Annotated in this window: 20 protein-coding genes; 7 read left to right on the top strand and 13 right to left on the bottom strand. The window is 64.0% G+C overall.

The annotated features are described in order from the left end of the window. Positions 1–491: 491 nt before the first annotated feature. Complete coding sequence (gene flgK / locus AWB77_RS33515) at positions 492–2,435, top strand: flagellar hook-associated protein FlgK (protein WP_061138753.1); 1,944 nt, start codon at positions 492–494, stop codon at positions 2,433–2,435. Between the two features lie 11 nt (positions 2,436–2,446). Beyond that, entirely contained in the window at positions 2,447–3,685 is a 1,239-nt protein-coding gene (flgL, locus tag AWB77_RS33510) for a flagellar hook-associated protein FlgL (protein WP_061138752.1), read from the top strand. A gap of 626 nt (positions 3,686–4,311) precedes the next feature. On the opposite strand, the gene fliR is transcribed toward flgL, so the two are convergent. From fliR to fliF, 13 genes are all read right to left on the bottom strand, one after another. After that, positions 4,312–5,106: a flagellar biosynthetic protein FliR gene (gene fliR / locus AWB77_RS33505; protein ID WP_061138751.1), complete on the bottom strand. Its 795-nt coding sequence runs from the start codon at positions 5,104–5,106 to the stop codon at positions 4,312–4,314. 9 nt (positions 5,107–5,115) lie between these two features. Continuing rightward, positions 5,116–5,385, bottom strand: a complete 270-nt coding sequence (gene fliQ / locus AWB77_RS33500) for a flagellar biosynthesis protein FliQ (protein WP_061138750.1) — start codon at positions 5,383–5,385, stop codon at positions 5,116–5,118. A 17-nt stretch (positions 5,386–5,402) separates the two neighbouring features. After that, the gene (fliP, locus tag AWB77_RS33495) at positions 5,403–6,173 is read right to left on the bottom strand and encodes a flagellar type III secretion system pore protein FliP (RefSeq protein WP_061138749.1); all 771 of its coding nucleotides are present in this window, start codon (positions 6,171–6,173) and stop codon (positions 5,403–5,405) included. 246 nt (positions 6,174–6,419) lie between these two features. After that, on the bottom strand, positions 6,420–6,923 hold the full coding sequence (gene fliO, locus AWB77_RS33490; RefSeq protein ID WP_061138748.1) for a flagellar biosynthetic protein FliO: 504 nt from the start codon (positions 6,921–6,923) through the stop codon (positions 6,420–6,422). Continuing rightward, positions 6,920–7,351, bottom strand: coding sequence for a flagellar motor switch protein FliN (gene fliN, locus AWB77_RS33485; RefSeq protein ID WP_061138747.1), 432 nt, complete (start codon positions 7,349–7,351; stop codon positions 6,920–6,922). The genes fliO and fliN overlap by 4 nt, the downstream gene beginning before the upstream one ends. Then, positions 7,344–8,342 (bottom strand): flagellar motor switch protein FliM, encoded by a 999-nt coding sequence (gene fliM, locus AWB77_RS33480; RefSeq protein ID WP_061138746.1) that lies wholly within the window; start codon positions 8,340–8,342, stop codon positions 7,344–7,346. Before fliM ends, fliN begins: the two co-directional genes overlap by 8 nt. A gap of 24 nt (positions 8,343–8,366) precedes the next feature. Further along, entirely contained in the window at positions 8,367–8,855 is a 489-nt protein-coding gene (fliL, locus tag AWB77_RS33475; RefSeq protein ID WP_061138745.1) for a flagellar basal body-associated protein FliL, read from the bottom strand. 756 nt (positions 8,856–9,611) lie between these two features. Continuing rightward, a complete protein-coding gene (locus tag AWB77_RS33470; protein WP_061138744.1) occupies positions 9,612–10,973 on the bottom strand; it encodes a flagellar hook-length control protein FliK in 1,362 nt (453 codons plus the stop codon). A 30-nt stretch (positions 10,974–11,003) separates the two neighbouring features. Next, entirely contained in the window at positions 11,004–11,459 is a 456-nt protein-coding gene (fliJ, locus tag AWB77_RS33465; RefSeq protein ID WP_061138743.1) for a flagellar export protein FliJ, read from the bottom strand. A 65-nt stretch (positions 11,460–11,524) separates the two neighbouring features. Then, positions 11,525–13,051, bottom strand: a complete 1,527-nt coding sequence (gene fliI, locus AWB77_RS33460; RefSeq protein WP_061138742.1) for a flagellar protein export ATPase FliI — start codon at positions 13,049–13,051, stop codon at positions 11,525–11,527. Continuing rightward, entirely contained in the window at positions 13,045–13,719 is a 675-nt protein-coding gene (gene fliH / locus AWB77_RS33455; protein WP_061138741.1) for a flagellar assembly protein FliH, read from the bottom strand. Before fliH ends, fliI begins: the two co-directional genes overlap by 7 nt. Further along, positions 13,712–14,707, bottom strand: coding sequence for a flagellar motor switch protein FliG (gene fliG / locus AWB77_RS33450; RefSeq protein ID WP_061138740.1), 996 nt, complete (start codon positions 14,705–14,707; stop codon positions 13,712–13,714). Before fliG ends, fliH begins: the two co-directional genes overlap by 8 nt. Further along, on the bottom strand, positions 14,697–16,493 hold the full coding sequence (gene fliF / locus AWB77_RS33445) for a flagellar basal-body MS-ring/collar protein FliF (RefSeq protein ID WP_061138739.1): 1,797 nt from the start codon (positions 16,491–16,493) through the stop codon (positions 14,697–14,699). Before fliF ends, fliG begins: the two co-directional genes overlap by 11 nt. Before the next feature lie 272 nt (positions 16,494–16,765). On the opposite strand from fliF, the gene fliE reads away from it, so the two are divergent. From fliE to AWB77_RS33420, 5 genes are all read left to right on the top strand, one after another. Beyond that, entirely contained in the window at positions 16,766–17,128 is a 363-nt protein-coding gene (gene fliE / locus AWB77_RS33440; protein WP_061138738.1) for a flagellar hook-basal body complex protein FliE, read from the top strand. Positions 17,129–17,371: 243 nt separating this feature from the next. Continuing rightward, the gene (fliS, locus tag AWB77_RS33435) at positions 17,372–17,791 is read left to right on the top strand and encodes a flagellar export chaperone FliS (protein ID WP_061138737.1); all 420 of its coding nucleotides are present in this window, start codon (positions 17,372–17,374) and stop codon (positions 17,789–17,791) included. A gap of 29 nt (positions 17,792–17,820) precedes the next feature. After that, positions 17,821–18,150, top strand: a complete 330-nt coding sequence (locus tag AWB77_RS33430) for a flagellar protein FliT (RefSeq protein ID WP_061138754.1) — start codon at positions 17,821–17,823, stop codon at positions 18,148–18,150. A 42-nt stretch (positions 18,151–18,192) separates the two neighbouring features. Next, positions 18,193–19,521: a flagellar hook-length control protein FliK gene (gene fliK, locus AWB77_RS33425; RefSeq protein WP_061138736.1), complete on the top strand. Its 1,329-nt coding sequence runs from the start codon at positions 18,193–18,195 to the stop codon at positions 19,519–19,521. After that, positions 19,518–19,832: an EscU/YscU/HrcU family type III secretion system export apparatus switch protein gene (locus AWB77_RS33420; RefSeq protein ID WP_061138735.1), complete on the top strand. Its 315-nt coding sequence runs from the start codon at positions 19,518–19,520 to the stop codon at positions 19,830–19,832. The genes fliK and AWB77_RS33420 overlap by 4 nt, the downstream gene beginning before the upstream one ends. The last annotated feature ends 390 nt before the right edge of the window (positions 19,833–20,222 follow it).

Below are 20,222 nucleotides of genomic sequence, written 5' to 3'. Positions count from 1 at the left end.
CAGACCGTGCGCGATCCAAGCCCGGTTGGGCCTTCGAGGGCGACACTTAGGCGAGTGCCGCCTGGGACGAGAGTACTACCCAAACTGCGTGTGACCGTGGGCCTGAAAAGCTGCTTTCTTTGCCTACTTTCTTTGCAGCAGCAAAGAAAGTAGGTGCCGCCCCGCACAGGGGCAGTGCTTATAGACCAATAACAAATCGGGATCCGGCGAGAAGAAACGAAGCAAAACGAAGCAAAACGAGGCGAAGCAAAACAAAGAGCGAATAAACCCCAAAACCCCCCGCACTTCGCGAGATAGCGATTGCAGAGCGCCCGCGATAATGCCTTCATCGCAAAAACCGCCCAGCTTCGGTCGAAGCCAAAAAGCCAAAAAAAGCCAAAAAAAGCCAAACCGCCAAAGCCCCAAAACACTCAACTTCCCCGGCCATCGGCCGATAAACAAGGCAGCCAAGCGGCATCGCTCGAACCCCGCCGCCTCACCAGGATTCACGCATGTCCAACAACATCTTCAGCATCGGTCTTTCCGGCCTGAATGCGGCCCAGTGGGGCCTGACAACGACGGGCCAGAACATCAGCAACGCCGCGACGCCGGGCTACACGCTCGAGAAAGTCTCCTATCAGGAATCGCCCGGCCAATTCACCGGCTCCGGCTATCTCGGCAACGGCGTGCAGGCAGTCACCGTCACGCGCCAGTACAGCCAGTACCTGACGACGCAGGTCAACAACACGCAGTCGTCGAGCAGCGCGGCAAGCACCTACTACTCGCTGATCTCGCAGCTGAACAACCTCGTCGGCGATCCGACCAAAGGCATCGCGCAAGGCATCACCAATTACTTCTCCGGCCTGCAATCGGTCGCGAACTCCGCGAGCAGCACCGCCGCGCGCCAGTCGCTGATGAGCAGCGCGCAAACGCTCGCCGATCAGATCAATTCCGCGGGCGAGCAATACGATCAACTGCGTCAAAGCGTCAACACGCAACTGACGAGCGCGGTCTCGCAGATCAACAGCTACTCGCAACAGATCGCCGATCTCAACAAGCAGATCAACGTCGCCAGCGCGAGCGGCCAGCAGCCAAATCAACTGCTCGATCAGCGCGATCAGCTCGTGACGAACCTGAGCTCGATGATCGGAGTGCAGGTCGTGCAGCAGGACGGCAACTACAACGTGTTCATCGGCAACGGGCAACCGCTCGTCGTCGGCAATACGCAGTACGGGCTGCAGGCGGTGCCGTCGGCGTCCGATCCGAGCGAGCTCACCGTCGCGTTCCAGACGACCAACGGCGCGACGCAGACGGCCGCGAACACGCAATACATCGACAACTCGGCGCTCACGGGCGGCGTGGTCGGCGGTCTCATCGACTTCCGCACGCAGACGCTCGATCCGGCGCAGGCGCAACTCGGCGCGATCGCCACGAGCTTCGCCAATCAGTTGAACGGTCAGAATGCGCTCGGCCTCGACCTCACCGGCCAGCCGGGCGGCAATCTGTTCGCGACGACCGATCCGAACATCATCGCCAACGCGCGCAACAAGAGCACGGCCATGCCGACGGCGACCATCGCCGATGGCACGCAGCCGCCGACGAACGACTTCACCGTCACCTACGACGGCAGCAAGTACACCGTGACGGACCCGGCGAGCGGCCAGACGCTCGGCACCATCGATCCGGCGACGTCGACGAACAAGACGATCAACGGCTTGAACATCGACGTGTCGTCGATGAGCGGCGTGCAAAAGGGCGATTCGTTCACGATCCAGCCGACGCGCGCCGCGCTCGACAACTTCAAGCTCGCGACGACCAACGGCGCAGCGGTCGCGGCGGCATCGCCCGCGGTGACGTCGGCGGGGAGCGCGAACACCGGCACGGCATCGATTTCGTCGGCGACGGTGACGAGCAACACGATGACCTCCGACGTCAACCTGCAGTACAGCGCGTCGGCGAACGGCTTCACGTCGAATGTCGATGTGACCGTCGGATCGACGACGTACACCGCCGGCACGACGATACCGTACGACGCGAGCAAGGGCCTCACGGTCTCTGCGATGGGCGTCTCCGCGACGATCAGCGGCACGCCGAAGGACAACGACGCGTTCCTGATCGCGCAGAACAAGGGCGGCACGAGCGACGGCAGCAACGCGCTCGCGATGTCGAAGCTGGTTTCGTCGAAGTCGCTTAACGGCGGCACCGACACGCTGACAAGTTCGTACGCGAGCTACATCAACACGATCGGCAACCAGACGAATCAGCTCAAGGCGACGAGCACGGCGCAGACCGCGCTGCTCACGCAGGCGACATCGGCGCAGCAATCGGTGCAGGGCGTGAACCTGAACGAAGAAGCGGCCAACCTGATTCAGTATCAGCAGCTTTACCAAGCGAACAGCAAGGTGATCCAGACCGCCTCGACGCTGTTCCAGGCGCTGCTCGGCATGTTCAACTGAGGCTAAACGCGATGCGTATCTCCAGTTCCCAGTATTTCAATCTGAACGTCGCTTCGATGAGCGACCAGCAGAGCACGCTTGCGTCGATGTATCAGCAGATCTCGTCGGGCAAGCGCATTCTCACGGCATCCGACGATCCGCTCGGCGCCGCGCAGGCCGTGCAACTCACGTTGAAGAGCGGCGCGCTCGCGCAATACAGCACGAATCAGACGACGGCGCTGTCGTCGCTGCAACAGGAAGACTCGACGCTCGGCAACGTCAGCAACGTGCTGCAGAGCATTCAGACGCAGATCGTGCATGCGGGCGATGGCTCGCTCACGGACGCGGACCGCACGTCGGTTGCGAACACGATCGAGGGATTGCGCGATCAGCTTTTCGGTCTCGCGAACACGACGGACAGCGACGGCAACTACATCTTCTCGGGTCTGAAGGGCGGCACGGCGCCGTTCACGAACAACGCATCGGGCACGGGCGCGAGCTATGCGGGCGACTTTGGCCAGCGTACGGTGCAGATCAGCGATGGACGTTCGATTCCGGTCGGCGATACGGGCGTGTCGATTTTCCAGAGCGTATCGCCGACGGAAAGCGATCCGGTTTCGCGCGCGTCCGGCACGAACACGGGCACGGGCACGATCAGTTCGGTGAGCGTGAGCGACACGAGCAACGCGGGCAACGCGAGCACGTACACGATCAAGTTTTCGATCTCCGCGACGGATGGCACGACGAGCTACTCGGTCACGTCGAACCCGGCGGATTCATCGTTGCCGACGAACGTCGCGTACACGGGCAAGGCAGACATTTCGCTCGGCGGCCAGAAGGTGACGATCGACGGTACGCCCGCGAACAACGACGCCTTCACGGTGCAGCCGGCGGCGACGGACAACAACGACATCTTCGCGACGCTCGACAGCCTCGTGAGCGCGCTCAAGCAGCCGACGGGATCGCCCGGTGCGCAGGCGGCGCTGACCAATGCACTGACGACGGCGGGCACGAAGGTGAACAACACGTTCAACAACGTGCTGTCGGCGCAGACGGTGGTGGGTGGACGCGAGCAGGAAGTGCAGTCGACGCAGACTTCGATGCAGACGAGCCAGACGCAGACGGCGAGCGATCTGGCGAATCTGACGAGCATCGATCTCGTGTCGTCGATTAGCCAGTATGAGTTGACGCAGAGTTCGCTTCAGGCCGCGCAGATGGCGTTTTCGCAGATTCAGAAGATGTCGTTGTTTGATTATATTGGTGGCGGCTGAGCTTTTTTTTTCGCCGGATCCCGGTTTCTTGTTGGTTTATTAGCACTGCCCCTGTGCGGGGCGGCACCTACTTTCTTTGCTGCTGCAAAGAAAGTAGGCAAAGAAAGCAGCTTTTCAGGCCCGCGGTCACACGCACGTTGGGTAGTCCTCTCGTCGTCGGTGGCACTCGCCTAAAGAGTGCCCTCACAAATCCAGTCGGGCTTGGATCGCGCACGGTCTGCCGCCCGGCACTGTCTAGCGCGCTGGTTCAGCGCGAAAGAGCATCGGCACAGCGCTACGCGCTGCCGTTGGGTACGCAAGGGAAACCGACGAAGAAGAAGCGCACGCGCACCCGATTGACCCATCGGCCGCGAAGCGGGCCGGGGCTATTTGGTGCTGAACCCGCGCGCGAGACGAACTAGCGAGTCAGACCGTGCGCGAGCCAAGCCGGGTGATTGTGATGAGGGCACTCGTTAGGCGAGTGCCACCTTGGACGAGAGGACTACCCAAAGTGCGTGTGACCGCGGGCGTAACAGAAGCTGCTTTCTTTGGTTACTTTCTTTGCAGCAGCAAAGAAAGTGACTGCCGCCCCGCACAGGGGCAGAGCTAATAGACCAACACGAATACGGGATCCAGCGAAAAAAAACTCAAAACATGCCGGAAGCAACCCTCCCCACCTGCGCAATCCCGACATCGAACATCCGCTGAAAGAACGGCATAAGATTCGGCACCATAAGCTGCAGCAGCAACAACCCGACGAGCATCGTCACCGGAAACCCGACCTGAAAAATCCCGATCTGCGGCGCGGCGCGATTCAAAATCCCGAGCGCGAGATTGGCGATCAACAGCGCCGCCACGATCGGCAACGCCAGCAAAAGCCCGGTAGAAAACACGCTCGCGCCATAGCCGACCAGAACCCGCCACCCCTGCGCATGCGAAGCCGCCGCCACGACATTTGCCTCGATCGGCACGCTCCGAAACGTCGTCACCAGCGCGCTCATCAACTGCAAATGTCCGTCGAACACGAGAAACGCCAGCATCGCCAGCGTGTTCAGATAGCGCGAAACGACCACCGCATTGCCGCCCGCGCGCGGATCGTAAAGCATCGCGAAACCGAGTCCCATCTGTTGCCCGATGAACTCGCCCGCCGCGTCGACGGCTGCAAAGGTGATCTGCATCACCGTGCCGATGGCCGCGCCGATCAGAAACTGATTGACGATGATCCACACGCCCGCCGCCGAGAACACCGTGGCCTGCGGCATGGCCGGCAAGGTCGGCGCGACGATCAGCGCAATGAACGCGGCAAGCGCGATCTTCACGCGCATCGGAATCGCCATGTGGCTCAGCACGGGCGCCGTCGCGATCAGCGCGAGAATGCGTACGAACGGCCACAGGAACGCCGTGAGCCAGCCGTTCAGTTGCGCATAAGTGACGGAGAACATCGAACGAACTCAGCCCGTGATCGCAGGCGTAATCGTGAAAACGTGGCGCATGTAGTCGAGCAGTGTCGATAACATCCACGGTCCCGCGATCACCAGCGTCACCGCCACCGCGAGCAGCTTCGGGATGAACGACAGCGTCGACTCGTTGATCTGCGTGGCCGCCTGAAACAGGCTCACCACGAGACCGACGACCAGCGCAACCAGCAACAAAGGCGCGGCGAGCAACAGGGCGACGTACATCGCCTGATGCGCCATCGTCATGACGGATTCTGGCGTCATTTCAAACTCTCACGTAATCAGGAAACGAAGCTCTGCGCGAGCGAGCCAATCAGCAACTGCCAGCCATCGACGAGCACGAACAGCATCAGCTTGAACGGCAGCGCGATGGTCGAAGGCGACACCATCATCATGCCCATCGACATCAAGACGCTCGCCACCACCATGTCGATGATGAGAAACGGAATGAAGATCGTGAAGCCGATCTGAAAGCCCGTCTTCAGCTCGCTCGTGATGAACGACGGCACGAGCAGCGAAAGCGGCACGTCCTCGGGACCGTTCATCGGCGCGGCATGCGAGATGCGCGCGAACAGCGCGAGATCGGCTTCGCGCGTCTGCTTCAGCATGAACTGCTTGAAGGGCGCGACGCCGCGCGTCATCGCCTGATCCATCGCGATCTGGCCTTCGGAGAAGGGCTTGTACGCGTCGTTGTACGCGCGGTCGAGCACCGGCGACATCACGAAGAACGAGAGAAACAGCGCGAGCCCGACGAGCACCTGGTTCGGCGGCGTGCTCGACGTGCCGAGCGCCTGCCGCAACAGCGACAGCACGATGATGATGCGCGTGAAGCTCGTCATCATCAGGACCATCGCGGGGAGGAACGAGAGCATCGTCAGCAGCAGCATCGTCTGCACGCTGAGCGAGTACGTCGTGCCGCCGTTGGGGCCGGGACTCGTGTTGAAGGCGGGAAGTCCGGCGGTGCTTTGCGCGAACGCGAGATACGGCGCAAGGCCGATCGCGACGGGCAGCGCGAGCTTCACGCCGCGCACGATGTGACGACTGACCTGCATTACTTGCTCCCGCCGACGATGCTTGCGAGGGCATCGAGAATGCGCTGACCTTGAAGAATGACGAACGTGATAGCCATGGGAAACCTGCCTGTTTCGATAGGCTGAATTGTCGGTTACCCCGATGTCGAACGATGGCGCGAACAGAGGGGAAATCCCCGGCTAACTCGTTCTATTGCGAAACGGCGCGGTAAACGCACATCGGGCGCGGCCCTTTCGAACCACGCCCGATGTATCGGCAAAACCGGCTTACTTGTTCGATGAGACGAACTTCTGCAGCCGCTTGTTCGCCTCGCCGGCGAGGGCGTCGCGAAAGCGCGCGCCGAAACTGCCCGCCGTCGATGGCGACGGCGCGCTTACGCCTTCCACGTCGGCCGTTCCGGCGGGCATCGTGTGCAAGAGACGCACGTTGCCGGGACCGGCGCCGAGCACGAGCCACGTATCGCCGACTTCGACGACCGCGACGCGCTCCTTGTTGCCGAGCGATGCACCGCCGACCACCTTCACGAGACCGCCGCGCTTGCCGCCCTGATAGCCGAACTTGCGCGCGAGCCACGCGCATCCGAACACGAAGCCGATCACGACCACGAGTCCGACGAGCGTCTGCAACACCGCGCCGAAACCGAGCGACGGCACGGCAGTGCCCGCGCCGACGCCCGAGGCGATCTGCGCAGCGTGGTTCACCGCGTTCATGTCGGCGGCGTGGACGAAAAGAGGCGCGGCGAAAAGCAGCGCAACGGCCAGGCGTTTCATCGATTCAGTTTCCGGATACGTTCGGACGGCGTGATGATGTCGGTCAGGCGAATGCCGAACTTGTCGTTGACGACGACCACTTCGCCCTGCGCGATGAGGCAGCCGTTCACGAGCACGTCCATCGGTTCGCCGGCGAGGCCGTCGAGTTCGACGACCGAGCCTTGCGCGAGCTGCAGCAGGTTGCGGATCGCGATCTTCGTGCGCCCGAGCTCCACCGTCATCTGCACGGGGATGTCGAGAATCATGTCGATGTCGTTGCGCGTCGACGGCGCCGCGGCCTTCGACAGCGGCTGGAACACGCCCGGGCTCGCGCTGACCGGCGCGTCGTTGCCGTTCTGTTCGGCGAGTGCGCTCGCCCAGTCGTCGAGCATCAGCTCTTCGTCTTTTTCCGGCGCGCCGGGCGCGTCGTTCTGCATCAGGTCACTCATATCCACCTTCCTTCATCGTGTCGGTCGCGCTGATCATCTTCTGTACGCGCAGCGCGTATTGACCATTGAAAATTCCGTAGCCGCATTCCATGACCGGCACGCCATCCACTTTCGCGACGACTTGCTCCGGAATGTCGATCGGCAGCACGTCGCCCGCGCGCATGTTGAGGATCTGTTCGAACGACGAGCGGATCTCAGCGAGATCCACCGTCAGTTCCACTTCCGCCGACTGCACTTGCTGCGACAGCACGCGCACCCAGCGGCGGTCCACTTCGAGCGCTTCGCCCTGGATCGGCGACGAGAGCACGTCGCGGATCGGCTCGATCATCGAATAGGGCATGCAGATGTGCAGCGTGCCGCCCGTCGAACCGAACTCGATCGTGAACTGCGTCACGATGACGATTTCGTTCGGCGTCGCGACGTTCGCGAACTGCGTGTGCATCTCCGAGCGCATGTATTCGAATTGCAGCGGCTTCACGCTGCGCCATGAAGTGGCGTAGTGCTCGAACACCAGATTCAGCAGCTTGGCGATGATGCGTTGCTCGGTCTGCGTGAACTCGCGGCCTTCGACGCGTGTGTGAAAGCGCCCGTCACCGCCGAAGAGGTTATCGACGACGAAGAACACGAGGTTCGGGTCGAACACGAACAGCGACGTGCCGCGCAGGGGCTTCACATGGACGAGGTTGAGGTTCGTCGGGATCGGCAGGTTGCGCGTGAATTCGCTGTATTTCTGCACCTTCACCGGACCGACGGAGATTTCCGCCGAGCGCCGCATGAAGTTGAAGATGCCCACGCGCATGAGGCGCGCGAAGCGGTCGTTGATGATTTCGAGGCCGGGCATCCGGCCGCGGACGATGCGTTCCTGCGTCGCGATGTTGTACGGACGTACGCCGGCGGGTTTCTTTTCGTCAGCTTCCTGATCGATTTCGCCGGTGACGCCCTTGAGGAGGGCATCGACCTCCTCCTGCGACATGAACTCTTCGTGGCCCATGACTCTTTACTCGCTGATGCCGCGTTACTGAACGACGAATTCGGTGAACAGCACTTCTTCGATGCGCACCGGCTTTTCGGCCGAGCTCGCCGCGGTTTCGACGGCTGCGCGCAACTCGCTGGCGAGCTGTTTCTTGCCGTCGACGGTCGCGAGATCGTCGGGGCGTTTGCCGGAGAGCAGGAGCAGCACGCGGCTGCGGACTTCGGGCATGCGCTCGGTGACGAGCAGCTGGACCTTTTCGTCCTTCAGCTTGAGCGTGAGGCCGGCGCGCAGATAGTGCATGGAGCCGTCGTCGGACTGGAGATTCACGGTGAGCGATTCGAGCGGAAAGAACACGGGCGGCGGCTCCGGAGCGGGCTTGGCCGGGCCGTGATTCTTGCCGAGGAAGAAGTAGGCGCCGCCCGCGCCCGCGCCGAGCAGCACGATTGCACCGACGGCGATGATCAGGATCTTCTTGAGCTTCCCGCCTTTCGCGGGGACGATGGGTTGCTGGTTTGCAGTCGTGGTAGCCATTTGCTTGCCTCTTTCGATAGGGTGAATTGTTGGCTATCGAGGTGTAAAGCGATGGGTCGAACAGAGGGGGTATTTGGGGTTATTTGGGGGTATTGGCGGTTTGGATGCTTTTGGTTTTTTGGTTTTTTGTTGCTTAGCCGGATCCCGATTTGTTATTGGTCTATTAGCACTGCCCCTGTGCGGGGCGGCACTTACTTTCTTTGCTGCTGCAAAGAAAGTAAGCAAAGAAAGCAGCTTTTCAGGCCCGCGGTCACACGCAGTTTGGGTAGTACTCTCGTCCCAGGCGGCACTCGCCTAAGTGTCGCCCTCGAAGGCCCAACCGGGCTTGGATCGCGCACGGTCTGCCGCCCGGCACTGTCTAGCGCGCTGGTCCAGCGCGAAAGAGCACCGGCACAGCGCTACGCGCTGCCGTCGGGTATGCGAGGGAAACCGACGAAGAAGAAGCGCACGCGCGCCCGATTGACCCATCGGCCGCGAAGCGGGCCGGAGCTATTTGGTGCTGAACCCGCGCGCGAAACGGACTAGCGAGTCAGACCGTGCGCGAGCCGAGCCCGATTGGGATTGTGAGGGCACTCTTTAGGCGAGTGCCACGGTGAACGAGAGGACTACCCAACGTGCGTGTGACCGCGGGCGTAACAGAAGCTGCTTTCTTTGGTTACTTTCTTTGCAGCAGCAAAGAAAGTGACTGCCGCCCCGCACAGGGGCAGCGCAAATAGACCACAAAGAAACCGGGATCCGGCGAACAAAGAAACCCGCTTAAGCAAAAGTATCGACAAGTCCAACCGTCCGCCGCACAGGCATAGCGACAACGCTTCCGCCGGAAGCCCCATCGACGCTACCGATCCCTCGTCCCGCCCCGCCCCTGCCGCCAGAGCGCTCCTCCCGCCCACCATCCTGCCGCGCAAACGCGGACCCATCCGACACCGAAGCGCTCCCCAAACTGATGCCATTCGCCTCCATCGCCTCGCGCAATTTCGGCATGGCGGCCTCGACCGCCTCACGCACCTGCGCGTGCTGCGACACGAACAAAGCGTGCGCGTGGCTCTCCGATACCTGCAGCGTCACCTGCAACGGTCCCAGGTCCTTCGGATTTAACGTCAGCTCCGCGCTCTGCGCATCGCCTTTCGACAGAAACACGACCTTCTGGCTGAACGCATCGTCCCAGCCAGCGCCGCCCACGTGCGGCGCAATCGCCGCGCTCGTCGCCGATGCCATCGCGCCTTGCGGACTCGACACCGCCGAACCCGCCGACGCCGCCTGCATCGACACCGCATGCGCAGCCGCATCGGCAGCCTGCTTGTAAGCGGCGGTCGCGGCATCGGCGGGCGTTGCCGTCGCAGCGGTCAGCGCGGTCGCATCGGTCGCCTTGGCGTCCGCGTTCGCGATGTTCGCGTTGTTCGCAAGCCCGACCAGCGCCGCGCCCTTGCCGCCCTTCGCGAACAAGCCGCCCTTATCCTCGCCGTTCGCGCCCTCGCGCGCCGTCGCCACCGATCCGTTCGCGGCCGCGTTCGCCGGCAGCGCGTTCGGCTGCGCGTTGTTCATCGCGGCGAGCGCGGCGGCGAGCGCGTCCTGCGGCGATTTCGCGTCGCCGGTCTTGTGCGTCGTGCCGGTCGATTTGTCGTCGTCGGTCGATGCGCCCGCAGTCAAGAGCGACGCGGCATCGGTGGCCACATCGGCGAGCGTCGCGTCGGTGTCGTCGTCGCTGGCGGCGTCCGCGCGCGCTTTCGCTTGCGCAGCGGCAGCGGCCGCATCGGATGAAGAAGATGCCGACGACGCCTGCGCCGCCGGTTTCGATGCCTGAGCCGTCTCGCTCTTGCCCGCGTCCTTCGGCGCTTCTTTCGGCGCGTCCGTCTGATCGGAGCTCGCGGCCGCCTGAGCGTCCGATGCGTCGTCGCTCTTCGAAGCATCGGAGGACGGTTTCGGCGCGTCGTGCACGCTCGATTTGCCGGCCTGCGAATCAGCCAGCGCCTGCGCGGCTTGCGCGTCGGCGTTGGCGCGGTCGGTGATGCCTTGCAGCGTCATGCCGAACGACGTGCCCGCGCTCGCCGCGCGCTGTGCGGCGGACTTGCTCGTTGACGTGGCGCCCGAGAGCGAGCCGAGAAGAGAAACGGAGGACATGCTGAGCCTCTGGATATATCGATGAATGGATTACGACGAAGCCCGCTCGGCGCGCATGCGCAACACCTTCGCGGCGTGCTCGTCGGCTTCGCGCTGCTCGACGCGCGCGGCCTTCTTCGCGAGCATCGCTTCGCCGCGCGCGGCGAGCACTTCGTAACTGCCGAGCTTCTGCTTCTTGAGACGCCAGTCCGGTTTCGCCGCCTCGATGCGCTGATCGGCCATCAACAGCGCCGTGCGCTGCTGCGCGATGGCGTTATCGAGCGTATCGACGAACGCCTGGAAATTGCGCAGCGTCTGCGCCGTAGTGCCTTGCTGCGCCGATGCCGTGAAGCGCGCGTGATATTCGTCGCGGTAAGTCACGAGCGAGTTCAGTTGCGTCTCGACGTCGTTGCGTTCTTGCTGGAGCTTGCCGAGCTTCTTCGTGGCGGCGTCGAGTTCTTCTTCGGCGAGTTCGATGAGCGTGTTGATCGGCAGATTCTTGGACATGGCGTGGCGGTCCCGTATGGTCTTTGGCTATTCTTGTGATGAATGTTTCGGATACTAGTCGAAAACTATTCGAACAGTTGATTCAACATTTCGATGCTCGGCTCGAACGGCGCCTGCTCGCGAAACCCTTGCTGCAGAAACGCTTCCATGCGCGGATACAGCGCGATCGCGCGGTCGAGCAACTGATCGCGCCCGCTCGAATACGCGCCCACGTTGATCAGATCCTTGTTGCGCTGATAGCGCGACAGCATCTGCTTGAAGAGGCGCACGCGTTCCAGATGTCTGTCGTCGATGAGCGCGGTCATCGCGCGGCTGATCGATTGTTCGATGTCGATCGCCGGATAGTGACCCGCTTCGGCGAGCGAGCGGTTCAGCACGATATGGCCGTCGAGAATCGCGCGCGCCGAATCGGCGATCGGGTCCTGCTGATCGTCGCCTTCAGTGAGCACGGTGTAGAACGCCGTGATCGAGCCGCCGCCTTCCGGGCCATTCCCGGTGCGCTCGACGAGCGCCGGCAGCTTCGCGAACACCGACGGCGGATAACCCTTCGTCGCGGGCGGCTCGCCGATCGCAAGCGCGATCTCGCGCTGCGCCATCGCGTAACGCGTGAGCGAGTCCATCAACATGAGGACGTGCTTGCCCTGATCGCGGAAATATTCGGCGAGCGAGGTCGTATACGCGGCGGCCTGCATGCGCAGCACCGGCGACACATCCGCGGGGGCGGCCACGACGACCGAGCGCGCGAGTCCGTCCTCGCCGAGAATCTGCTCGATGAATTCCTTCACTTCGCGGCCACGTTCGCCGATCAGCCCGATCACGATGACTTCGGCGCTCGTATAACGCGCCATCGTGCCGAGCAGCACCGATTTACCGACGCCCGAGCCCGCGAACAGGCCCATGCGCTGGCCGCGCCCGACCGTCAGCAGCGAGTTGATCGCACGCACGCCGACGTCGAGCACCTTGTGGATCGGCTCGCGATTCAGCGGATTGATGACCGGCGCGGACAGCGGCGCATCGACCTTCGATGCGAGCGGGCCGAGTCCGTCGAGCGGACGGCCCGAGGCATCGACGACGCGGCCGAGCATTTCCCAGCCGACGGGCAAGCGCTTCGCGCCCGCCATCGGATCGTTGATCGGCGCGCTTTCGAGCGGATAGACGCGCGCGCCCGGCAGCAGGCCGCCCGTTTCGGTCGTCGGCATCAGGAAGAGCTTGTCGCCCGCGAAGCCGACGACTTCCGCTTCGGCGGTCGGGATCGCGCTGCCCGGCGGCAACTCGATCATGCATTCCGAACCGACGCCCATCTTCAGGCCAACCGCTTCCAGCACGAGACCGGCGGCGCGCGTGAGCCGCCCGCACGGACGCAGCGGCTTCGCGATGGCGTTGCGCGAGCGCAGCGCGTCGAGCTTGTCGCGCCACGTGTCGATGTGCGGATTGCCCGCGATATCCGCGAGTTCGGCGATCGTGCGCGCGGCGAGTTCGTCGGGCGAAGCGGCATCGAAGTCGTCGTCGGCGGCGAGCGGGCCGAACGACGCGCGCGCGAGTTCCTGTTCCAGTTCGCTCAGCCCGTCCTGCGTGATCCGTTGATTCACCACGGCTTGCTTCTCCCCAATGCGGCCACGACGCGCTCCCAGCGCGAGACATTGGTCGCGTCGATTTCACCGGTCGCGGCGTGCGCCTTGCAGCCGCCGCGCTCGACTTCAGGATCGGGCCGCACGGTCCAGCCCGCGGCTTCGAGTTCGTCCTTCAGATAGGCATCGACGATCGGCATGTCGGCCGGAGCGACGATGAGCGTCGGCGCGCCGGACAACTCCGGCTCCGCCGCGATGACTTCGCGGGCCACGGCGACGAGCGCGGTCGGATCGAGCGCGAGATGCTGGCGCACGACCTGCTGCGCGATATCGACGGCGAGTTCCGCCAGCGATTCCGCGATGGCCGCGTCGGCGGCTTGCAGCGCGGTCTTGAACGCATCGGCGATGTTGGCGAGCACGGCGGCTTGCGCGAGCGCTTCCTGACGGCCGTCCTCGAAACCCTTCGCCTGACCTTGTTCGTAACCCGCCTGAAACCCGTGCGCCTGACCCGCGACGTGACCCTTCGCGAGACCTTGCTGATACGCGTCGTCCTCGACGCGGCGCAGGTGCGCTTCGAGCGCGGCCTGTTCCGCCGCGCTGTTGTCGACCTTGATTTCGACGGGATCGAACGACGCCATTTCCCAGCGCTGATACGCCGAGAGCGGAGCCTTCTGCGCGCGGGCATCAGACATATGCATCCTCCGCCTTGCCGCCTAGCTGGATCTGACCGTTTTCCGCGAGATTGCGGACGATCTGCAGAATCTTGCGCTGCTGCTGCTCGACTTCCGACACCCGCACCGGGCCGCGCGAATCGAGGTCTTCCGCGAGCAGTTCGGCCGCGCGCTGCGACATGTTCGACAGGAACTTCTGACGCAGCGCGGGCTGCGCGCCCTTCAGCGACACGATCAGCGTCTCCGATTCGACTTCCTTCAACAGAAGCTGGATCGCGCGGTCTTCCAGATCGAGCAGGTTCTCGAACACGAACATCTGGTCGATGATCTTCTGCGCGAGTTCGGCGTCGTATTCGCGCACGTTCGCGATCACGCCTTCCTCGTGGTTGCTCGACATGAAGTTCAGGATCTCCGCCGCCGTGCGGATGCCGCCCATCGGCGCGCGCTTCAGGTTGTCGCTGCCGGAGAGGAGCGTCGTCAGCACGTCGTCGAGTTCGCGCAGCGCGGCGGGCTGAATGCCGTCGAGCGTCGCGATGCGCAGGAGCACGTCGTTGCGCAGGCGATCGGCCAGCAGCGACACGATTTCCGACGCCTGATCGCGGTCCAGGTGCACGAGAATCGTCGCGATGATCTGCGGATGCTCGTTCTTGATGAGTTCCGCGACCGCGCCCGAATCCATCCACTTCAGACCTTCGATACCGCTCGTATCGCTGCCTTGGAGGATACGGTCGATCAGCGCGCCGGCCTTGGTTTCGCCGAGCGCCTTCGTCAGCACCGAGCGGATGTACTCGCTCGAATCCAGCGACAGCGCCGTGTGCTGCTCGGCTTCGGTCACGAATTCGGTCAGCACGTTGTCGAGCTGCTCGCGCGTCACGTTTTTCAGCGCCGCCATCGTCGCGCCGATCTTCTGCACCTCGCGCGGAGCGAGATACTTGAAAACTTCGGCGGCTTCTTCCTCACCGATCGACATCAGGAGGAGAGCGGCTTTGTTCAGGCCTTCAGCGTTCATCGGACACCCAGTTCTTTACGACCGTCGCAACGATTCTCGGGTCCTGACGCGCAACCATGCGCGCGTAGTCGAGATTGCGATCGAATTTGGCTTTCTTGCTTTCATGACCGAGGAGACTCACCTCGGCATCCTTGTCATCGTCTTCCAGCTTCGCAGCGCCGCCGCCTTCGAGCGTCGGGCCGTCGAGCAGCGAGAGTTCGTCCGGCGCGGCGAGCGTCGGCGCGGCTTCGGGCGGCGGCGGGAAGGCGCGGCGCATCGCCGGCTTCACCATGCTGAAGTACAGGAACAGACCGACGATGCCGATGCCCACGTACTTCGCCGCCTGGATGCCCCACGCGATCATCTGCGGGGTACGCCACCACGGTGCGTCCGGCGTCACGTTCAGATCGGCGGAGAACGCGCTGTTGACGACGTTCACCGAGTCGCCGCGCTTGTCGTCGAAGCCCATCGCGTCCTTCACGAGCTGCTGGACCTGCGCGAGCTTGTCGGCGGCGAGCGGCGTCATCGTGACGTTGCCCTTCGCGTCGACCTTCTTCTCGTAGTTCACGACCACCGCGACCGAAAGACGCTTGATGCCGCCCGTCGCCTGCTCGTAGTGGCGCACGGTGCGATCGACTTCGTAGTTCGTCGTCGTGTCCTTGCGCTGGTTCTGCGGCGTGGATTTCGCCGCTGCGCCCGCCGCGCCCGATGCCGCCGCGTCGATCGGCGCGGAAGCCGGCTGCGGCGGCTGGTTCGACAGCGCGCCCGGCACGCCCGAGGCGCCGCTGCCGGACGTTTCGCTCGATTCGCTCGACTGCTGGCTGCGGATCGCCGTGCTTTGCGGATTGCCGTTCGGGCCGTAGCTTTCGGCGGTCTGCTCGAGCTTCGAGAAGTCGATGTCGGCGCTCACTTGCGAACGCGCATTGCCCGCGCCGAACAGCGGCGCCAGGATCGCGTCGATGCGTTTTTGCGTGTTGTGCTCGATCTGCTGCACGTACTTCAGTTGCGATGCGTCGAGACCGCTCGCGGCGCTCTGGCTCGTGAGCAGGTTGCCGTCCTGGTCGACGATGTTCACGTTCTTGACCGGCATGTCCGCCACGCCCGAACTCACCATGTGCGCGATCGCGACCACCTGGCCTTCGTCGAGCACGCGGCCCGGAAAGAGGTTGACCATGACGGACGCGGTCGGCAGTTCCTTGTCGCGCACGAAGACCGAAGGCTTCGGAATCGCGAGATGCACGCGCGCCGACTTCACCGACGAGATCGAGCCGATGGTGCGCTCCAGCTCGCCTTCCAGCGCGCGCTGATAGTTGACCTGCTCGGCGAACTGGCTGATGCCGAACTTCTGGTTGTCCATCAGTTCGAAGCCGACGGAGCCGGCCTTCGGCAACCCTTGGCTCGCGAGGCGCAGGCGCGTTTCGTGAACCTGCTCGCCCGGCACGAGAATGGCGCCGCCGCCGTCGGACAGCTTGTAGGGAATGTTGCCCTGCTGGAGCGCGGCAACGATTGCGCCGCCGTCGCGATCGGAGAGATTGGAGAACAGCACGCGATAGTCCGGCTGGCGCGACCACATGACGAGGCCCGCGACCACCATGACCAGAATCGCGACCGCCACGATCAAGGGCACGCGCGGATTCGAGCGGAACTGGTTGAGCATCGGCACGCGCTGCGCGAAACCGCCGAAGTCGGCGCCCGCGCCGCCCGCGAGGCCCGGGCCCGCGGTGGCCGTCGCGGCTGCGCCCGGCTGTGCGCCCGCCAGGCCCATTCTGGCGTCGGGCGTGATGAGTGAGTTGTTGGGCGTTTCCATTTAGCGTCGAAGCTCCGAATCCTGGGTTCTCCTCCCGCCGCTTCCCGCTTCCCATGAAAGCGGCGGTGGAGGACTTTTCACGATGGGGATTATCCGCAGAACATTGCAAGTCGATTCGGTGAATAGAGCGGGGTTTTCCCCGTTCTTCCAGTGCTTTGAAAAACCGCCGGCTGCTAATCTTTTTCGTACTCGGTGAACCTCCGCCAACGCGGCCCGAGCGCCGGATTTGCGCGACCAGCGGCACCGGCAATTTCCAGTCATCCGGAGTCAACATGAACTTTCCGATCAATCCGCTTTCCGCCGCTCTGTCGTCCATTCAGTCGATGGCGGCACAGGCCGCGGGCGGCGCGGGCGCGACCGTCGCGTCGGGCGCCGTCGCGGGGCAAAGCGGGACATCGGGCGCGGCGAGCGCGGGCAGCTTCGCCGACGCGCTGAAATCCTCCATCGACAAGATCAGCGACAACCAGACGAAGGCGCTCGGCGAGGCGCACGCCTTCGAAATCGGCGCACCGAACGTGTCGCTCAACGACGTGATGGTCGACATGCAGAAGGCGAACGTCGGCCTGCAGTTCGGGTTGCAGGTGCGCAACAAGCTCGTGTCGGCCTACAACGACATCATGCAGATCTCCGTCTGACGCAGCCGCCGGCGTGATCCGTCCCTCGATGGTGCGATGGCGCTAGAGCCTTGAGTCCTAAAGCTTTGCCGCGTTTCTCCGATAACCCCGGTAACGGCACGGCGAACGATGGTTCGCCCGCTTCGGCGGGCGGCCCGCTCGCCTGCACCGGCTTTACCGGACTTCAAACGGGTCAGGACGAGAGGCACGGCGGCCGCATGAAAGCCCGCGGACGCTGCGGCATCGCATAAGGAGAACCGAGAGATGTATTCCCCAGGACACGCTGGAGCCAGCGCCTACGCACGTGTGGGCGTGCAGACGGGAGTGATGGGAGCGAGCCCGCACCGGCTGATCGTGATGCTGTATCAGGGCGCGCGCCAGGCAATCGCGCAGGCGCGCATGCACATGCGGCAGAACAACGTCGGCGCACGCGGCACGGCGATCGGCAAGGCTATCAGCATCATCGAGAGCGGCTTGCAGCAGGCGCTCAACAAGGATGCGGGCGGCGAGATCGCACAGCGGCTGGACGCGCTGTACACCTATATGACGCGCCGGCTGCTCGAGGCGAATCTGAAGCAGGACGAGACGATGCTCGTCGAGATCGACAACCTGCTCGCGACGCTCGAGGAAGCCTGGGTTGGAATTGGACCGGAAGTGGCGCAACTGACCGCCGCGCCCGTTTGACGGGTATGCGCGTCGACTGCCTCGAAAGTATGAAGACGACACAAGAATATTTCGCCCATTACGAAGCCATTGCGGCGGTTTCCGGCCAGATGCTGGCGGCAGCGCGCGGCGGCGAATGGAGCGAGCTGAAGGCGTTGCAAGGCACCTATCGCGATCTGGTCGACCGGCTGAGGGAAGTCGATTCGAGTTCGGAGCTCGATGAAAGCGCCCGCGCCCGCAAGCTGGATCTCGTGAAGAAGATTCTCGCCGACGACGCTGCGATCCGCGATCTGACCTCGCCGAGCCTCGCGCGCCTGTCGGCGCTCTTCACGGTCAACAGTCCGGCGCGCGTACTGAAAAAGATGATCGGACTGCGTTGAACGCAGTTCCGGCCCGGACCGGGCGCTAATGGGGAAGTGGGCATGACTGGACTCGATACCGCGATCGCATCGTTGCTCGCCAGCCGCACCGAACTCCTTCTGTCCGCGATCCGCGCGCCGAACGGCGTCGCCGGCGGCGGCGTGACCAACACCGGCGTTGGGCAGACGACGCAGACCGATATCCCGCCGACCGCCGGCACGCCTGCCGCATCGGCGGGACCGGCGGCATCGGCGCAGACCGAGCTTTCCAGCGTCGCGCGCACGCTCGACGTGATCTCCCGTTTCGGCAGCGCGACGCCCGCGCTGACCAGCGACGCCCCGCTCTGGCCGACGCCGCCGCGCCCCGCGAGCGCCTTCGCCGCGCTCACGACGGGTCTCTTCGATACCGCTTTCTCCTCGAACGCCGCCGCCGTGGCCGCAGCGCGCGCCGCGACGCAGAATCTGCCACCGCTGCCTGCCGCCGCGCTTGCAAGCACGCTCGCGAAGACCGTCGACGAAAGCGGACTTTTCTACGAATCGCATCTGGTGCAATGGCTCGCGGGCCAGCGCAGCGCCGCGTCGCTCGGCAACGAGCCGCAGGCGCGCGCCGATGCCCGTTCGATGTCCTTGCCTTTCGATCTCGCGAACGCGGCGACGCCCGGCGACACCGGCCTCGACGATGCGCGCACGCCGCAGTTCACGCTCGATCTGCCCGACTATCAGACACGCCAGGTCGCGACGCCGCAGACGCCGCAGCAGGCGGCCGCGCTCGCGGCGTCGGTGCGCGATGCGCCGGCGTCGGCGCTGTCGTTATCGCAGAACGGGAACGCGGCGGGCGGCGCGAACGCCCAGAGCGCGCAGAGCGGCCAAGGCGCGAGCGCGCATGAATCGGCGCTGCAGGCGTCGGTTGCAGCGGGCATTCATCCGGCGACGATCAATGTCGTGCGTCAGCAGCTCGACGTGCTCGCGAACCAGCAGTTCCGCTGGCAGGGCGAGGCGTGGCCGGGCACGCGCTTCGAGTGGGAAGTCGCGCGCGAGCCGCGCGATGCCCGCACGTCCGACGACACTAGCGAAAATCCGTGGCGCACGCGCATCACGCTATCGCTGCCCGTGCTCGGGACGGTCGATGCCGAACTCGTGCTGACGGGCGAAAAGCTCGTCGCGCGCATCAAGGCGGGCGGTGCGGGCGCGCAGCGTCTCGCCGCCGACGGCGCGGCGTTCGCGCGCCAGCTCGAGGCGGCGGGCATTGCGCTGGCGTCGTTGTCGGTGCGTTCGATGGACGGCACGACCGATCTCGCGCTTTCCGGCGACAAGCCCGCCGCGAAAAAGCCGGTGCGCTCGCCGCTCGAACATCTGTTCCGCGCGGCTCACGGCGATGGGAGCGAAGCATGAGCGGACAGGAACATACGCCGTACACGCGCAGGCAGGCGACCGCGCTCGCCTATGAGGCGGGCAATCGGGAGGCGACGCCGCGCGTCGTCGCGAAGGGTTACGGGATAGTCGCGGAGATGATCGTGCAGCGCGCGAAGGAAGCGGGGCTGTATGTGCACGAATCGCCGGAAATGGTGTCGCTGCTGATGCAGGTCGATCTCGATTCGCACATTCCGCCCGCCTTGTATCAGGCGGTGGCGGAATTGCTGTCGTGGGTGTATCGGCTCGAGAACGAGGAGCCGTTGAGGGAGGCGGGGCGGGTGGGGCGGTGACTTGCCTGGGCTTCTTTCGGGTCGGTGTATTGGCGTTGCCCCTGTGCGGGGCGGCAGTGACTTTCTTTGCTGCTGCAAAGGAAGCAGCTTTTTTAAGCTCGCGGTCACACGCACGTTGGGTCGTTCTCTCGTGCACCGTGGCACTCGCCTAAGTGGCGCTCTCATAGGCTCAATCGGGCTTGGATCGCGGTGGCTGCTGAGGCGTTTGGTTCAAAGGTTTCTATGTCGCTGGATCCCATTTTGCTATCGGTTTATTAGCGTTGCCCCTGTGCGGGGCGGCACTTACTTTCTTTGCTGCTGCAAAGAAAGTAAGCAAAGAAAGCAGCTTCTGTCACGCCCGCGGTCACACGCAGTTTGAGTAGTCCTCTCGTCCGAGATGGCACTCGCCTA

Origin of the sequence: Caballeronia fortuita (genome assembly GCF_001544835.2) — a bacterium.
GTDB lineage: Bacteria > Pseudomonadota > Gammaproteobacteria > Burkholderiales > Burkholderiaceae > Caballeronia > Caballeronia fortuita.
Note: the sequence above shows the minus strand (reverse complement) of the source record. Positions and strands in the feature narration are given on the sequence as shown.

Coding starts and splice junctions, on each gene's coding strand:
- flgK (WP_061138753.1), top strand. CDS start 492: ATGTCCAACAACATCTTCAGCATCGGTCTTTCCGGCCTGAATGCGGCC.
- flgL (WP_061138752.1), top strand. CDS start 2,447: ATGCGTATCTCCAGTTCCCAGTATTTCAATCTGAACGTCGCTTCGATG.
- fliR (WP_061138751.1), bottom strand. CDS start 5,106: ATGTTCTCCGTCACTTATGCGCAACTGAACGGCTGGCTCACGGCGTTC.
- fliQ (WP_061138750.1), bottom strand. CDS start 5,385: ATGACGCCAGAATCCGTCATGACGATGGCGCATCAGGCGATGTACGTC.
- fliP (WP_061138749.1), bottom strand. CDS start 6,173: ATGCAGGTCAGTCGTCACATCGTGCGCGGCGTGAAGCTCGCGCTGCCC.
- fliO (WP_061138748.1), bottom strand. CDS start 6,923: ATGAAACGCCTGGCCGTTGCGCTGCTTTTCGCCGCGCCTCTTTTCGTC.
- fliN (WP_061138747.1), bottom strand. CDS start 7,351: ATGAGTGACCTGATGCAGAACGACGCGCCCGGCGCGCCGGAAAAAGAC.
- fliM (WP_061138746.1), bottom strand. CDS start 8,342: ATGGGCCACGAAGAGTTCATGTCGCAGGAGGAGGTCGATGCCCTCCTC.
- fliL (WP_061138745.1), bottom strand. CDS start 8,855: ATGGCTACCACGACTGCAAACCAGCAACCCATCGTCCCCGCGAAAGGC.
- AWB77_RS33470 (WP_061138744.1), bottom strand. CDS start 10,973: ATGTCCTCCGTTTCTCTTCTCGGCTCGCTCTCGGGCGCCACGTCAACG.
- fliJ (WP_061138743.1), bottom strand. CDS start 11,459: ATGTCCAAGAATCTGCCGATCAACACGCTCATCGAACTCGCCGAAGAA.
- fliH (WP_061138741.1), bottom strand. CDS start 13,719: ATGTCTGATGCCCGCGCGCAGAAGGCTCCGCTCTCGGCGTATCAGCGC.
- fliG (WP_061138740.1), bottom strand. CDS start 14,707: ATGAACGCTGAAGGCCTGAACAAAGCCGCTCTCCTCCTGATGTCGATC.
- fliF (WP_061138739.1), bottom strand. CDS start 16,493: ATGGAAACGCCCAACAACTCACTCATCACGCCCGACGCCAGAATGGGC.
- fliE (WP_061138738.1), top strand. CDS start 16,766: ATGAACTTTCCGATCAATCCGCTTTCCGCCGCTCTGTCGTCCATTCAG.
- fliS (WP_061138737.1), top strand. CDS start 17,372: ATGTATTCCCCAGGACACGCTGGAGCCAGCGCCTACGCACGTGTGGGC.
- AWB77_RS33430 (WP_061138754.1), top strand. CDS start 17,821: ATGAAGACGACACAAGAATATTTCGCCCATTACGAAGCCATTGCGGCG.
- fliK (WP_061138736.1), top strand. CDS start 18,193: ATGACTGGACTCGATACCGCGATCGCATCGTTGCTCGCCAGCCGCACC.
- AWB77_RS33420 (WP_061138735.1), top strand. CDS start 19,518: ATGAGCGGACAGGAACATACGCCGTACACGCGCAGGCAGGCGACCGCG.